Source organism: Xanthomonas sp. LMG 8993 (assembly GCF_009835065.2).
In the GTDB taxonomy this organism is placed as follows: Bacteria; Pseudomonadota; Gammaproteobacteria; order Xanthomonadales; family Xanthomonadaceae; genus Xanthomonas; species Xanthomonas arboricola.
Map to the genome: position 1 here is coordinate 144096 of NZ_QVIF02000005.1, position 12883 is coordinate 156978.

The following is a 12883-nucleotide window of genomic DNA, read 5'->3' on the forward strand; positions in this document are numbered from 1 at the left end:
CGTCGGCCACGCAGGCAAGCTGCAAGCGATCACAGCGCAGCAAGGCGAAGGTTTTGACCCCTGCCATCAACGCAGCGCTCCGGCCTGGTCTGCGGCCGCCGGCACATCGTGCTTGCGGTGCGCGCTGCCCATCTTGTCGGCGACTTCCTTCGGCATGTAGGTCTCGTCGTGCTTGGCCAGCACATCTTCGGCAACGAAGACGCCGTTCTGCATGCGCCCGGTCGCCACCACGGCCTGGCCTTCGCGAAACAGGTCCGGCAGGATGCGGTCGTAACGCACCGGCAACTGTGCATCGCCATCGGTGACGCGGAACTGCGCTTCCAGCGAACCGGACGCACGTTGGAACGAGCCTTTCTCCACCATGCCGCCGAGCCGGAAGCGCGCATGCTCGCCGGCGTCGCCGCGCAGCACTTCCGACGGTGTGTACAGGTAGGCCACATTGCGCTGCAGTGCCATCGCCACCAGCGCGGTCGCCAGGCCACCGGCCAGCACCAGCGCGATCACCAGCCAGATCCGGCGGCGCCGTTGCAGGTTCACCGGATCAGCTCCGCATCGCTGGGCACCGCGCGCTTGCGCTCGCGCAGACGCCGCGCCTGCGCGATCTTCAATGCGCGGCGCAGCTGCCAGCGGCCGGCAATCAGGTCCCACAGCAGCACCAGCACGAATACCGCGTAGGCGGCGATGACGTAGGGCAGGTAGCTCATGCCGCGCCCTCCGGCGCATCGTGCACGATCCAGGCCTTGCCGGCCTCGCGGCGCAGGTTGTCGGCGCGCGCACGCGTCAGCAGCGAACCGGCGAACCAGAACTTGGTGCCGATCACCATCAGCCACAGCGGCAGCAGCATGCTGGCATCGATGCTGGAGGGGCCGAGCAGGCGAATGCTCTGGCCCTGATGCAGCGAATTCCACCACACCACCGAATAGCGGATCACCGGCAGCAGCGCCACGCCGACGATCGCCAGCAAGGCGGCCGCGCGCGCGGCCTGACGGCGATCGTCGATGGCCTGGTACAGACCGATCACGCCCAGATACAGGAACAGCAGGATCAGCTCGGTCGTCAGGCGCGGGTCCCAATCCCACCAGGCGCCCCACATCGGCTTGCCCCAGATGCTGCCGGTCAGCAGGGTGATCACGGTGAACGCCGCGCCGATCGGCGCGCAGGCCATGGCCAGGATTTCGCAGATCTTGATGCGCCAGATCAGCGCGATCGCCGCGTACACCGCCATCAGCCCGAACACGAACAGGCTCATCCACGCGCTCGGCACATGGATATACAGAATGCGGAAGCTATCGCCCTGCTGGTAGTCGGCCGGGACCGCAAACAAGGCCTGCCAGATGCCCACGCCCAGCAACACCGCGGCCAGCGCGTAGCACCACGGCGCCCAGCGCGCAGTGAAACGGTCGAAGATCGGAGGCGAGGCGAGTTGGTGGAACCAGCGGGCGACGACGTTCATGCGATGGCAGCAGCCTTTGGAATGGCATTGGCTCTCGAAACAGCAACAACGCAATGAGTGGAGCGTCTTGCCGACAGCGCATCGACCGCAGGGCTCAACTCAAGGAAATCCGGATTGCGGCAGCCGCAGCCAGCGGTGCCAGCACCACGCCGATCACCAATCCGGCGCCCAGCAACAACAACGCACCCACCGCATCCTGCCCTTGTCCGCTGGCCGCGACACTGCCGGCACCGAACACCAGCACCGGCACGTACAACGGCAACGCCAGCAACGCCACGAGAATACCAGAGCGTTTCATCGTCACCGTCAGCGCCGCAACCACGGCACCAAGCAGACTCAGAAGCGGTGTGCCCAGCGCCAACGATGCCAGCAGCACCGGTAGTTGGTCATGTGGCAGGTGCAGCAATTCGCCCAGCAGCGGCGTCACCGCGATCAACGGCAGCGCGCTGGTCGCCCAGTGCAGTAGCACGCGCACCGCGATCAGCCACGCCAACGGCACCGGCGCCAGCAACCATTGCTCCATCGAGCCGTCTTCCACGTCGCTGCGGAACAGCGCATCCAGCGACAGCAGGCCGGCCAGCAGCACCGACAGCCACAGCACCGCCGGTGCGGCCTGCGCCAGCAGGTCCGGGCGACCGCCCAGGCCCAGCGCGAACAACACCACGATCAGCAGGGTGAACAGCGCCGGCTGCAAGGCATCGCTGCGACGGCGCCACAGCAGCTGCAGGTCGCGGCTGAGCAGCGCGCGCGCGGCCTGCCACAGCGAGGGTTGTGGCGAATGCAGGCTCATGCCGCCGCCTCCAGCGTGAGCATGCGCGTGCGTACCGGCGGCGCCGCATAGGCGCCGTGGGTGGTGACCAGCGCCGCGCCACCGCCGCGCAGGTGCGCGGAGATCATCCGGTTGACCAGGGTGATGCCGTCCAGGTCCAGGTTGGCGTAGGGCTCGTCCAGCAGCCACAGCGGGGCCGGCGACAACCACAGCCGCGCCAGCGCCAGGCGCTTGCGCTGGCCGGCCGACAGCTGCCGCACCAACGCATCCTCGTAGCCGGCCAGGCCGACGATGGCAAGCGCACTGCCGGGCATCTGTTTGGCGCGGCGGCCATGCAGGCCGCACAGGAAGTGCAGGTTCTCCAGCGTGCTGAGATCGGCCTTCAGCCCCGGCAAATGGCCCAGATAGGCCATGAAGCGGCTGCGGTCGCCGCGCCGCGCGGTCTTGCCGTCGATCTGGATCTGCCCGCGCTCCACATGCAGCAGTCCGGCCAGTACCCGCAGTAGCGTGGTCTTGCCGGCGCCGTTGTCGCCTTGCACCAGCAGCGCCTCGCCGGCATCGACATGGAAATCCAGCGGGCCGAACACGGGCTCCTCGTTGCGGCTGAAAGCCAGCGCGCGCGCCGCCAGCAGCGGTGGCGCAGTGTGCAGCGGTTCGATCATCGGCGCAGCGGGCTCCCGTCGCAGGACGGCATGGGGTGGGCGAGGCAGGGCGCGCATTGTAGCGACGATGGCGCGCTGCCGGGGGCGCGTTCGGCGGCGTGATGTGTCCGGGAACGCTGTTTTGCATCGCCCGGGCGCAACCGCCTGGCGGCTTTGCGTACACTCGCGGTCCCCCCGTTTGTTGCCCGGACAGGCCCGATGCCCCTCACGACCAAGCTGCCCAAGGTGGGCACCACCATCTTCACCGTCATGTCGCAGCTGGCGGCCGAACACGGCGCGGTGAATCTGGGCCAGGGTTTTCCCGATTTCGCGGTGCCGCAGCGGCTGGTCGATGAACTGGCCAAGGCCATGGCGGCCGGCCACAACCAGTACCCGCCGATGACCGGCGTTGCGGCCTTGCGCCAGGCCATCGCCGGCAAGGCGCAGCGCTGTTACGGCGCGCAGGTCGATGCCGACAGCGAGATCACCGTCACCAGCGGTGCCACCGAGGCGATCTTCAACGCCATCCACGCGGTGGTGCGCGCAGGCGAGGAGGTCATCGTGCTGGACCCGGCCTACGACTGCTACGAGCCGGCGATCGACCTGGCCGGCGCGCGCGCCGTGCACGTGGCGCTGGACCCGCAGACCTTCGCCATCGATTGGCCGGCGCTGCGCGCAGCGATCACGCCGAAGACGCGCCTGCTGATGATCAACTCGCCGCACAATCCCTCCGGCGCGATGCTGTCTGCCGATGACATGCAGCGCTTGACCGAGCTGCTGCGCGGCAGCGACATCTTCCTGCTCTCGGACGAGGTGTACGAACACATCGTGTTCGACGGCCGCCGCCACGAATCGGTGTTGCGCTGGCCGGAACTGCGCGAGCGCGCGTTTGTGATTTCCAGCTTCGGCAAGACCTATCACTGCACCGGATGGAAGATCGGCTACGCCATCGCGCCGCCGGCACTGAGCGCCGAGTTCCGCAAGGTGCACCAGTACAACACCTTCACCAGCTTCGGTCCGGCCCAGCACGCATTCGCCGCGATGATTCGCGACGAACCCGAACACGACGAACACCTCGGCGCGTTCTACCAGGCCAAGCGCGACCGTTTCCGCGAACAGTTGCTGACCACGCGCCTGAAGCCGTTGCCAGTGCCCGGCGGCTATTTCCAGCTGGTCGACTATTCGGCCATCAGCGACCTGCCCGACACCGAGTTCGTGAAGTGGCTGACGGTGGAAAAGGGCGTGGCCGCGATTCCGCTGTCGCCGTTCTACGAGACCGCGCCGCAAGGGCAACGACTGGCGCGGCTGTGCTTCGCCAAGAACGATGCAACCCTGGATGCGGCGATCGCGCGGTTGCAGCAGCTCTGAAGAGCTGGGAATCGGGAATCGGGATTGGGGAATCGTAACGGCGGTTGGTCGTTTGTTGACGAGTTCGCAGAATGCCGATGACAGGAAGCCACCCGAAACCCGCCGTTCGAATCCCAAATCCCCACTCCCGAATCCCGAGCCTTTAATGCACGACCTGCGCATCTCCCTGATCCAAGGCGACACCCGCTGGCATGACCCGGCCGGCAATCGCGACTATTACGGTGCGTTGCTGGAGCCGTTGGCCGGGCAGACCGATCTGGTGATCCTGCCGGAGACCTTCACCAGCGGGTTCTCCAACGACGCCATCGACAAGGCCGAGGACATGCACGGGCCGACCGTGGCCTGGGTGCGTGCGCAGGCGGCGCGGCTGGATGCTGCCGTCACCGGTAGCGTGCAATTGCGCACGCCCGAAGGCGTGTTCAACCGGCTGCTGTGGGCCACGCCGGACGGGGCGCTGCAGTATTACGACAAGCGCCATCTGTTCCGCTTCGGCAACGAGCACCTGCGCTACGCGGCCGGGCGCGATCGCCTGACGGTGGAGTGGAAGGGCTGGCGGATCAATCCGCAGGTCTGCTACGACCTGCGCTTTCCGGTGTTCTGCCGCAATCGCTTCGATGTCGAGCGGCCGGGCCAGCTGGATTTCGATCTGCAACTGTTCGTCGCCAACTGGCCGTCCGCGCGCGCCTATGCCTGGAAGACGTTGCTGCGCGCACGCGCGATCGAGAACCTGTGCTTTGTGGCAGCGGTCAACCGCGTCGGCGTCGACGGTAATCAGCTGCACTACGCCGGCGACAGCGCCGTGATCGATTTCCTCGGCCAGCCGCAGGTGGAAATCCGCGAGCAGCCACAGGTGGTCACCACCACCCTCAGCGCTGCCGCCCTGGCCGAACACCGCGCACGCTTCCCGGCGATGCTGGATGCGGATGAATTTGTGATTAGGGATTAGGGATTGGGGATTGGTGCAAGCAGGCAAGGCACAGCTATCCGTTTGCCCGCTGTTGCGAATCCCGAATCCCCAATCCCCAATCCCGGCTACTCACCCAACTTGATCTCGTAGATTTTCGGCCACCGCTTGCCGGTGACGAACAGGCGATCGTGCTCGGCGTCGTAGGCGATGCCGTTGAGCACATCGTTGCTAGGGTCGCTCAGGGTGTCGGCGTCCGGCACTAGCGCCTTCAAGTCGATCCAGGCGATGACCTTGCCGCTGGCCGGGTCGATGCGTGCGATGCGGGTGGTCAGCCAGACGTTCGCCAACAGCTCGCCGTTGACCCATTCCAGCTCGTTGAGATTGTCCAGCGCCCTGCCGCCGGCAGTGACCTTGATGCTGCCGACCTGCTGCAGCGTCTGCGGATCCAGCCGTCGAATGCGGGCAGTGCCATCGCTCATGTACAGGCTGCTGTCGTCACGGGTCAGCGCCCAGCCCTCGCCGGAATAACTGAACTGCGTGCGCGGCGTCAGCGTGGCCAGGTCGTAGACAAACCCGCGCTGGTTGCGCCAGGTCAGCTGGATCAGGCGGTCGTGCCAGGCCACGATGCCTTCGCCGAAAAACGGCGCTGGTGTCGTGGCCTGCTGCAGGACGCGGCCGGTCGCCAGCTCGACCTTGCGCACGCTGGACTGGCCCAGTTCGCCGGTGCTCTCGTACAGGTAGCCGTCGAGATAGAACAGGCCTTCGGTAAAGGCGGCGGTGTCGTGCGGATAGGTGCGCACGACGGTATAGCCCTGGGTCGGGATGGTCTCGCCGCAGTGGGCGAGGGTGGGCAGCAGCAGGGCGGCGAAGAGCAGGCTGTAGGCGGTGCGTGGCATGCCGCAATCATCCCATGCCGCCATCGCAGACTGTGGCTGCGCAGGCCGCCGGCCGGCGAAATAATGATTCGCTGAACGGCCGCATGCGTGGTGCCGGCATGTTGTCGCGGCTGCCACATCGGCGCTGCTAGGCTCGGCGCCACGTTCACCAACCGGAATGCCCGCATGATCAAGTCCCTTTCCCTCTTCGCGCTGCTGGGCGCCGCAACGCTTGCACCGCAGGCGCAGGCCGCCGGCAACATCGACTGCCAGCTGTCGTTCAACCTGTCGGGCTGGTCGGTGTTCTACAAGACCGCCAGCGGTACCGGCACCATCAAGTGCGACAACGGCGCGGTGATCCCGGTCAAGATCTCCAGCAAGGGCGGCGGCCTGACCGTCGGCAAGTCCAAGATTGTCGGCGGCCGCGGCACCTTCTCCGGCGCCTACAGCCTCAATGATCTGTTCGGCACCTACGCGGCGGCCGAAGCGCATGCCGGCGTGGTCAAGTCCAGCACGGCACAGGTGGTCACCAAGGGCGACATTTCGCTGGCCCTGGCCGGCACGGGTGAGGGCGTCGATCTGGGCGTGGCGGTGGGCAACTTCGTCATCGAGCGTCGCAAGTAAGACGCTGTGCATGCAGCGCAAGCGTCGCCAATGGTCGACGCCTGCGTGAACGCGCAGCGCCCCCAAACATTGGGCTCTGCGCTGTTGCTGTACGAACTCGGTGTCGCTGCTGTTTCCAGCAACTGTGATGCCGGGCGCGAACGGAAACACCAATAAAAAACGGCCCTTTGCAGGGCCGTTTTTTATTGCGCGTGCCGCAGCTTAGCGACCGCGATTACCACCGCCTGGCGGACGACGATTGCCGCCACCCGGCGGGCGACCACCCGGTCCACGCGGCGCGCCGCCCGGACCACCCGGACCGCGATTGCCGCCCGGACCACGGTTGCCACCGGGGCCACCCGCGCGTGCGCCGGTCGGGCGACCGGCCGCCGGACGTGCCGCGCCATACGGGCTGAAACCCGGATTGGCGTGATCGGACGGAAAGCTCGGCGCATTGCCCGGATGACCGTACGGGTGCTTGCGCTGACCCTGGCCCTGCGACTGGCCCTGTCCGCCACCGGCGCCGCCACGTCCCGTGCCGCCTGCGCCAGGGCGTGCATTGCCCGCGCCGCCACCTGGGCGTGCACCGCCCGGACCCTTCTTCGCGTACGGGCGCGCCTGGCCGGTGCCAGGGCCACCGGGGCCGGCATTGCGGTGGCCGCTCGGGCCGGTGCTCACGCCATCGGGCACGTACCAGCTGCGGAACGCGGCCGGGTTGCCGTCCGGAAGGCCGCGGTCGCCCTTGGCGGGGGCGCGTTGCTTGAATGGGCGCTGCTGCGACTGCTTGGCTGCCGCTTCGCCGCTGACGGTGAGGCCGCCGCGGAAACCGCCCGGCTTGCCACGGCCACGGCCGCCGCGATCTTCGCGCGGGTTGTCGAAGCGGCGCAGTTCGCGTCCTTCGTCGGCGCCGGAGGTCTGGCCGTTGACGTAGGCATTGCTGCGGCCATCGCGCGAGACGTGCACGGTGGACTTGGCGGCGCGGCGCTGGCCGATCACCGGCTGCAGCGTCAGCGCCGACGGCGCGCCTTCTTCCAGCTTGAGTTCGGCACGCAGGCTGTCGACCTTGTCCTGCGCCACTTCGATGGACTGCCCACGCAGCAGTTCGCGCGGCAGCGAGATCTTGCCGTAGCGGCTGCGCTTGAGGCGACTGACCTGGCAGCCCTGCGACTCCCACAGGCGACGCACTTCGCGGTTGCGGCCTTCCTTGACCACCACGCGGAACCAGTCGTGCGAGTCGGTGCCGCCGATGCGTTCGATCTCGTCGAACTTGGCGCCGCCGTCTTCCAGCAGCACACCGCGCGACAGGCGCTCGATGATGGCGTCGGAGACCTTGTCCTCGCCTTCCGGGGCGCGTACGCGCACCACGTATTCGCGCTCGACCTCGTAGGAGGGATGCATCATCGCGTTGGCCAGCTCACCGTCGGTGGTCAGCAGCAGCAGGCCGGTGGTGTTGATGTCCAGGCGGCCGATGGCGATCCAGCGCGAGCCCTTCAATGCCGGCAGCGACTCGAACACGGTCGGGCGGCCTTCGGGGTCTTCGCGGGTGGTCACTTCGCCTTCGGGCTTGTTGTAGATCAGCACGCGCGAGGGCTCTGTCAGCGCGCTGGCCACGAAACTGCGGCCATCCAGCTCGATCTTGTCGCCGCTGCGCACCGACATGCCGGTCTGCGCGACGGCGCCATTGACCTTGATCAGGCCATCGGCAATGCGCTGTTCCAGCGCGCGGCGCGACCCCAGTCCGGCTTGGGCCAGCACCTTGTGCAGGCGCTCTTCCAGCTTGGGCGCTTCGGGCGCGCTGTCGCGCTTGAGGGAAAGCTTGTTCAACGACAGCTTGCGGGGGGTGTCACTCATGTGTCTGGCTCCGGCCGACGCGTTCTGGGTCGGCCTCTGGTTCGGAATCGGCTTCGTCAACAGCCACGGTCGTCGTCGCGACGGCGTTGTCTTCGTCTTCGTTCACTGCGTCCGCGCGCGTTCCCGGCGCGGTGTCGGGGTCGCCCTCACGGGCGTCATCTGGGTTCAACGGATTCGGGTCCTGCGCCGAGGCATGCTCGGGGTGTTGCGGTGTGTCGTCACTCGATTCATCGGCGCTGGCGTGGTCATCGACCGCGTCGGCGTGGTGTTCGTGTTCGTCGTCGACTGCAGTGCCTGGGCTGGCGATCTGGTCGCTGTCGTCTACATCGACATCGGCGTGCGTTGCGTCGTCGCTGTCGCTGGTTGCATCGGTGGTGCTGTCCGATGCCGGCAGCACCTCCTCGGCATCGCGCTGTTCCTGCGCGGCGTCGCCCGGGTCGGCATCCACGTCAGCACCTGCATCCGACGCCGCGTCAGTCCGGGCGGCAATCGCCGCATCGGCGCCGGCGCCATCTGCATCCGCCCTATCCGGGTGTGGATCCGTATCCGGACCCGCTTCAGCATGCTCCGCACCCATCGCCGCCGACGCCGGCACCGCGCCGTCCAGTTGGCCGTCGCGGTCCAGCGGCAGCTGCGGTTCCAGCTCGGCAATGTCCTTCAACTCAGACAATGGCGGCAGCTCGTCCAATCGCTTGAGCCCGAAGTAATCCAGGAAGCCCTTGGTAGTGCCGAACAGGGCCGGCTTGCCGGGCACGTCGCGGTGGCCGACCACGCGGATCCACTCGCGTTCTTCCAGCGCCTGGATGATGTTGCTGCTGACCGCCACGCCGCGCACCTGCTCGATCTCGCCGCGGGTGATCGGCTGGCGGTAGGCGATCAGCGCCAGGGTTTCCAGCGTGGCGCGGGTGTACTTGGTGCGGCGCTCGGTCCACAGCCGGGCGACCCAGCCATGCACGTCCGCCTTGACCTGGAAGCGGAACCCGGAGGCCACCTCGACCAGCTCCACGCCGCGCTCGGCGCAGCCGTCGCGCAGCAGTTCCAGCGCGCGCTCGACGCTGCCGGGCGGCGCCGGTTCTTCTTCCGGAAACACGCCCTGCAGCTGCGCCAGCGTCAGCGGCTGGCTGCTCGCTAGCAGGGCGGCTTCGATAATGCGGGTGATCAGCGCTTGATCCATTCGGTGATCGGCTTCAGAGGGGTTCGTTGGCGGCATCGCTGTCGTCGAATTCGCTGGAGAATTGCAGCGGCGCATTGGTATTGCCCAAGGCCAGCGACTTCACGTAGATCGGCGCCAGCGGCGCCTCCTGCACGATGTCCAGCAACTGCTCCTTGGCCAGTTCGAGCAGCGCCAGGAAGGTGACCAGCACGCCGAGCTTGCCTTCTTCGGCCGTGAACAGCGATTCGAAACGGTAGAACCTGCCATCGTCCAGGCGGCTCAGCACATCGCCCATACGCTGGCGCACGCTCAGCGCCTCGCGCTTGATCGCATGGCCGGTGAACAGTTCGGCGCGTTTGAGCACGTCGTACAGCGCCATCAGCATTTCTTTCAGTTCCACCGGCGGCGGCAGCTTGACCGCGGCGCGCTCGGGCAGATGCGCCTGTACCGGCGCGCTGTCGCGGCCCATGCGCGGCAGCGTGTCCAGATCCTCGGCAGCCTGCTTGAAGCGTTCGTATTCCTGCAGCCGGCGCACCAGCTCGGCGCGCGGATCGTTTTCTTCGCCTTCCTCGCTGGGCGGGCGCGGCAACAGCATGCGCGACTTGATCTCGGCCAGGATCGCGGCCATCACCAGATATTCCGCCGCCAGTTCGAAGCGCAGCTCCTGCATCACGTTGATGTAATCCACGTACTGCCGGGTGATCTCGGCGACGGGGATATCCAGGATGTCCAGATTCTGGCGGCGGATCAGATACAGCAGCAGGTCCAGCGGACCTTCGAAGGCATCCAGGATGACTTCCAGCGCGTCCGGCGGAATATACAGATCCTGCGGGATCTGCAGCACCGCTTGCCCATGCACCACCGCCAGCCGCATTTCCTGCTGCTGTGGCGGCGCGCTCGTGGCTGGCGGATTCGCGTCGTGCGCGAGTTCGGAATTCATCAGGTCGACATCGGGTCTTACGGTCGCCGGCCACGGTCGGAGCCGCGCCTGCAGGGCTTTGCCTTGAGTTATTGCGATCAATGTCGTGCCCGTGCCGGCACGATCCTACAAATCCACATACAACGTGCGCCGCGTGGCATGCGGCGACGGAACAGCGAGGAGGTCGTCTACGCGGGTCGGCGGTGGGCAGCGAATCGGTCGTCGAGGAGGCGTGGGGCCTGGGCCGACGGGCCGCTGCGTCCGATTGCGTGTGCAGTGGTGGCAAGGGTAATGCGTGCGCGGGGGCGGTGTCCAGCGCCGAGGCGGCTAGAATCCCGGGGCTGTTCTTCACGTCTTGGGCGAGGTGGCCTATGTGGTACGTAATCGAAGGGTATGACCGGGCCGACGCACTGGCGGCCCGGCAGCAGGCGCGACCGGCGCATCTGGCGCGTTTGCAGGCGCTGGCGGCGGCAGGGCGCCTGCTGGTGGCCGGGCCATGTCCGGCGATCGATGCCGAGGATCCGGGCCCGGCCGGTTTCAGTGGCAGCGTGGTCATCGCCGAATTCGACGCGCTGGATGACGCCCGCGCCTGGGCCGATGCCGATCCGTATGTCGAGGCGGGCGTCTACGTGCGCACCGAGGTGCGTCCGTTCCGCCGGGTGCTGCCATGAGCCGGGTCGAGCGTATCCGCACCGCGCTGCAGGCGGCGCTGGCGCCGACCGAACTGGACGTGGTGGACGACAGCCATCGCCATGCTGGGCATGCCGGCGCGCGCGACGGGCGTGGGCATTTCAATGTGCGCGTGGTCAGCGCCGCCTTTGCCGGCAAGCCGCCGCTGGCGCGGCACCGCGCGGTCTATGCCGCGGTGGGCGAGATGATGCAGACCGATATCCACGCGCTGTCGATCGAGGCGATCGCGCCCGGCGAGGCGGGCTAACAGGCCACTCAAGCCGCCGTCGTAGGAGCGCACCCGGACGCGACGGATTTATCGGTAAGGCCTGTCGCGCCCGGGTGCGCTCCTACGCGGGGGACCGTTCCCTCCGGAGCGCCAAACCGCCCAACCGTGATCGCCGTCGACCTTCATCCGTGGACACATGAGCGGTATTTGTTGCGTCGCAACACATCGCTTCACGCATTCATCACTTGCAGATGCTTGATCTGTAAGCGTTTTCACGGGCGTGAAGACAGGGGTTTACGCCCTCGTATGAAAACGCTTACAGTCCGCGCCAGTTTTGGGAACTCGGTCGCGGAGGGCGACACGAATGGCCAAGGGTGCGGTCACCATCAAAGATGTCGCCAGGGAAGCACAGGTCTCCGTTGCAACGGTGTCGCGTGCGCTCAATGGGCATGACAACGTCGCCGGACCGGTGCGCCAGCTGGTGCAGGACGTGGCCGCGCGGCTGCGCTACAGCCCGCATGCGGCAGCACGCAGCCTCAGCAGCCGACGCACCCAGACCCTGGGCGTGGTGCTGCCCGATCTGTATGGCGAATTCTTTTCCGAGCTGATCCGTGGAATCGATGGTGCGGCGCGTGCCGCCGGCCAGCATCTGCTGGTGTCCAGTTACCACGGCGACCCGGAAGCGCAGGGCAGGGCACTGCAGTCCATGCGCGGGCGCGTGGATGGTCTGCTGGTGCTGTCGCCGTACGCCGAGCAGCCCGGGTTCCTCACCGACAACCTGCCGCAGGCGCTGCCCACGGTATTGATCAACGCGCATCTCCCCGGCGACGCCTATCCGGTGCTGAGCATCGACGACCATGCCGGCGCGATGGCGATGACCGAACATCTGTTGTCGGCCGGACATCGGCGCATCGCCTTCATCGGCGGGCCGGCGCTGAATTTCGATGCGCGCGAACGCCTGCGTGGCTTCCGCGATGCGATCGCCGCCCACGGCGATAGCGCGCAGTGCATCGAATTCACCGGCGACTTCGACGAGGCCTCAGGCCACCGCGCCGGCCAGGCGATGCTGGCCGGCGGCACGCTGCCCGACGCGGTATTCGCCGCCAACGACATGACCGCGCTGGGCTGCCTGTACGCGTTTGTCCAGGCCGATGTCTCGGTGCCCGGCGATGTGGCACTGGCCGGTTTCGACGATATTCCGCTGGCCCGTTTCGTCCATCCGGCGCTGACCACGATGCGGGTCAGCATCGCGCGCCTGGGCGAGCAGGCGATGTCCCGGCTGATGCGGCTGGTGGACCAGCCCGGCCGCGACGACGGCATCCGCCAATTGCTCACGCCCGAGCTGGTGATCCGCGCCTCCTGCGGCGCCGGCGAGCCCGGCCCCTGAGGTTTCCTGCCCGCTGACCCTTTTCGCGGACGTTCTGTCCGCTCCCGCTGCCCCCCGCA

15 protein-coding genes are annotated in these 12883 nt (G+C 67.3%); 6 read left to right on the forward strand and 9 right to left on the reverse strand.

Annotated elements, in window-relative coordinates; translation table 11 throughout:
* Window positions 1–66 precede the first annotated feature (66 nt).
* The 5 genes from ccmE to ccmA form a co-directional block, all read right to left on the reverse strand.
* Window positions 67–537 (reverse strand): cytochrome c maturation protein CcmE, encoded by a 471-nt coding sequence (gene ccmE, locus DYQ94_RS11730; RefSeq protein WP_024939982.1) that lies wholly within the window; start codon window positions 535–537, stop codon window positions 67–69.
* Window positions 534–704, reverse strand: coding sequence for a heme exporter protein CcmD (locus DYQ94_RS11735; RefSeq protein ID WP_024939981.1), 171 nt, complete (start codon window positions 702–704; stop codon window positions 534–536). Before DYQ94_RS11735 ends, ccmE begins: the two co-directional genes overlap by 4 nt.
* Window positions 701–1453 (reverse strand): heme ABC transporter permease CcmC, encoded by a 753-nt coding sequence (gene ccmC / locus DYQ94_RS11740; protein ID WP_024939980.1) that lies wholly within the window; start codon window positions 1451–1453, stop codon window positions 701–703. Before ccmC ends, DYQ94_RS11735 begins: the two co-directional genes overlap by 4 nt.
* Before the next feature lie 94 nt (window positions 1454–1547).
* On the reverse strand, window positions 1548–2243 hold the full coding sequence (gene ccmB, locus DYQ94_RS11745) for a heme exporter protein CcmB (RefSeq protein WP_126966095.1): 696 nt from the start codon (window positions 2241–2243) through the stop codon (window positions 1548–1550).
* Window positions 2240–2884 carry a heme ABC exporter ATP-binding protein CcmA gene (gene ccmA, locus DYQ94_RS11750; protein ID WP_024939979.1) on the reverse strand — a complete coding sequence of 215 codons (645 nt, stop codon included), beginning with the start codon at window positions 2882–2884 and terminating at the stop codon, window positions 2240–2242. The genes ccmB and ccmA overlap by 4 nt, the downstream gene beginning before the upstream one ends.
* 198 nt (window positions 2885–3082) lie before the next feature.
* Between ccmA and DYQ94_RS11755 the strand changes: the two genes are divergently transcribed.
* Both DYQ94_RS11755 and DYQ94_RS11760 read left to right on the forward strand, forming a co-directional pair.
* The gene (locus DYQ94_RS11755) at window positions 3083–4231 is read left to right on the forward strand and encodes a pyridoxal phosphate-dependent aminotransferase (protein WP_102251913.1); all 1149 of its coding nucleotides are present in this window, start codon (window positions 3083–3085) and stop codon (window positions 4229–4231) included.
* A gap of 145 nt (window positions 4232–4376) precedes the next feature.
* A complete protein-coding gene (locus tag DYQ94_RS11760; protein WP_024939977.1) occupies window positions 4377–5177 on the forward strand; it encodes an amidohydrolase in 801 nt (266 codons plus the stop codon).
* A gap of 86 nt (window positions 5178–5263) precedes the next feature.
* Here the strand turns inward: DYQ94_RS11760 and DYQ94_RS11765 are convergent, their stop codons facing one another.
* Window positions 5264–6034 (reverse strand): glutaminyl-peptide cyclotransferase, encoded by a 771-nt coding sequence (locus DYQ94_RS11765; protein WP_126966096.1) that lies wholly within the window; start codon window positions 6032–6034, stop codon window positions 5264–5266.
* Between the two features lie 165 nt (window positions 6035–6199).
* Between DYQ94_RS11765 and DYQ94_RS11770 the strand changes: the two genes are divergently transcribed.
* A complete protein-coding gene (locus DYQ94_RS11770; RefSeq protein ID WP_016904973.1) occupies window positions 6200–6637 on the forward strand; it encodes a hypothetical protein in 438 nt (145 codons plus the stop codon).
* Between the two features lie 201 nt (window positions 6638–6838).
* Here DYQ94_RS11770 and DYQ94_RS11775 read toward each other — a convergent pair whose 3' ends face one another.
* From DYQ94_RS11775 to DYQ94_RS11785, 3 genes are read right to left on the reverse strand one after another with little or no spacing between them, the layout of a single operon-like run.
* Window positions 6839–8467: a pseudouridine synthase gene (locus DYQ94_RS11775; protein ID WP_046342972.1), complete on the reverse strand. Its 1629-nt coding sequence runs from the start codon at window positions 8465–8467 to the stop codon at window positions 6839–6841.
* The gene (scpB, locus tag DYQ94_RS11780; RefSeq protein ID WP_160954536.1) at window positions 8460–9641 is read right to left on the reverse strand and encodes an SMC-Scp complex subunit ScpB; all 1182 of its coding nucleotides are present in this window, start codon (window positions 9639–9641) and stop codon (window positions 8460–8462) included. The genes DYQ94_RS11775 and scpB overlap by 8 nt, the downstream gene beginning before the upstream one ends.
* Before the next feature lie 13 nt (window positions 9642–9654).
* Complete coding sequence (locus DYQ94_RS11785; RefSeq protein WP_024940608.1) at window positions 9655–10560, reverse strand: segregation and condensation protein A; 906 nt, start codon at window positions 10558–10560, stop codon at window positions 9655–9657.
* Between the two features lie 350 nt (window positions 10561–10910).
* On the opposite strand from DYQ94_RS11785, the gene DYQ94_RS11790 reads away from it, so the two are divergent.
* From DYQ94_RS11790 to DYQ94_RS11800, 3 genes are all read left to right on the forward strand, one after another.
* Entirely contained in the window at window positions 10911–11210 is a 300-nt protein-coding gene (locus DYQ94_RS11790) for a YciI family protein (RefSeq protein WP_016904541.1), read from the forward strand.
* The gene (locus DYQ94_RS11795) at window positions 11207–11476 is read left to right on the forward strand and encodes a BolA family protein (protein ID WP_039521812.1); all 270 of its coding nucleotides are present in this window, start codon (window positions 11207–11209) and stop codon (window positions 11474–11476) included. Before DYQ94_RS11790 ends, DYQ94_RS11795 begins: the two co-directional genes overlap by 4 nt.
* Before the next feature lie 325 nt (window positions 11477–11801).
* Window positions 11802–12824 carry a LacI family DNA-binding transcriptional regulator gene (locus DYQ94_RS11800; RefSeq protein ID WP_160954535.1) on the forward strand — a complete coding sequence of 341 codons (1023 nt, stop codon included), beginning with the start codon at window positions 11802–11804 and terminating at the stop codon, window positions 12822–12824.
* The last annotated feature ends 59 nt before the right edge of the window (window positions 12825–12883 follow it).

Excerpts from the sequence above, each read along its gene's own strand:
- DYQ94_RS11735 (WP_024939981.1), bottom strand. The coding sequence starts at position 704 with ATGAGCTACCTGCCCTACGTCATCGCCGCCTACGCGGTATTCGTGCTG.
- ccmC (WP_024939980.1), bottom strand. The coding sequence starts at position 1,453 with ATGAACGTCGTCGCCCGCTGGTTCCACCAACTCGCCTCGCCTCCGATC.
- ccmB (WP_126966095.1), bottom strand. The coding sequence starts at position 2,243 with ATGAGCCTGCATTCGCCACAACCCTCGCTGTGGCAGGCCGCGCGCGCG.
- ccmA (WP_024939979.1), bottom strand. The coding sequence starts at position 2,884 with ATGATCGAACCGCTGCACACTGCGCCACCGCTGCTGGCGGCGCGCGCG.
- DYQ94_RS11755 (WP_102251913.1), top strand. The coding sequence starts at position 3,083 with ATGCCCCTCACGACCAAGCTGCCCAAGGTGGGCACCACCATCTTCACC.
- DYQ94_RS11760 (WP_024939977.1), top strand. The coding sequence starts at position 4,377 with ATGCACGACCTGCGCATCTCCCTGATCCAAGGCGACACCCGCTGGCAT.
- DYQ94_RS11765 (WP_126966096.1), bottom strand. The coding sequence starts at position 6,034 with ATGCCACGCACCGCCTACAGCCTGCTCTTCGCCGCCCTGCTGCTGCCC.
- DYQ94_RS11770 (WP_016904973.1), top strand. The coding sequence starts at position 6,200 with ATGATCAAGTCCCTTTCCCTCTTCGCGCTGCTGGGCGCCGCAACGCTT.
- DYQ94_RS11775 (WP_046342972.1), bottom strand. The coding sequence starts at position 8,467 with ATGAGTGACACCCCCCGCAAGCTGTCGTTGAACAAGCTTTCCCTCAAG.
- scpB (WP_160954536.1), bottom strand. The coding sequence starts at position 9,641 with ATGGATCAAGCGCTGATCACCCGCATTATCGAAGCCGCCCTGCTAGCG.
- DYQ94_RS11785 (WP_024940608.1), bottom strand. The coding sequence starts at position 10,560 with ATGAATTCCGAACTCGCGCACGACGCGAATCCGCCAGCCACGAGCGCG.
- DYQ94_RS11790 (WP_016904541.1), top strand. The coding sequence starts at position 10,911 with ATGTGGTACGTAATCGAAGGGTATGACCGGGCCGACGCACTGGCGGCC.
- DYQ94_RS11795 (WP_039521812.1), top strand. The coding sequence starts at position 11,207 with ATGAGCCGGGTCGAGCGTATCCGCACCGCGCTGCAGGCGGCGCTGGCG.
- DYQ94_RS11800 (WP_160954535.1), top strand. The coding sequence starts at position 11,802 with ATGGCCAAGGGTGCGGTCACCATCAAAGATGTCGCCAGGGAAGCACAG.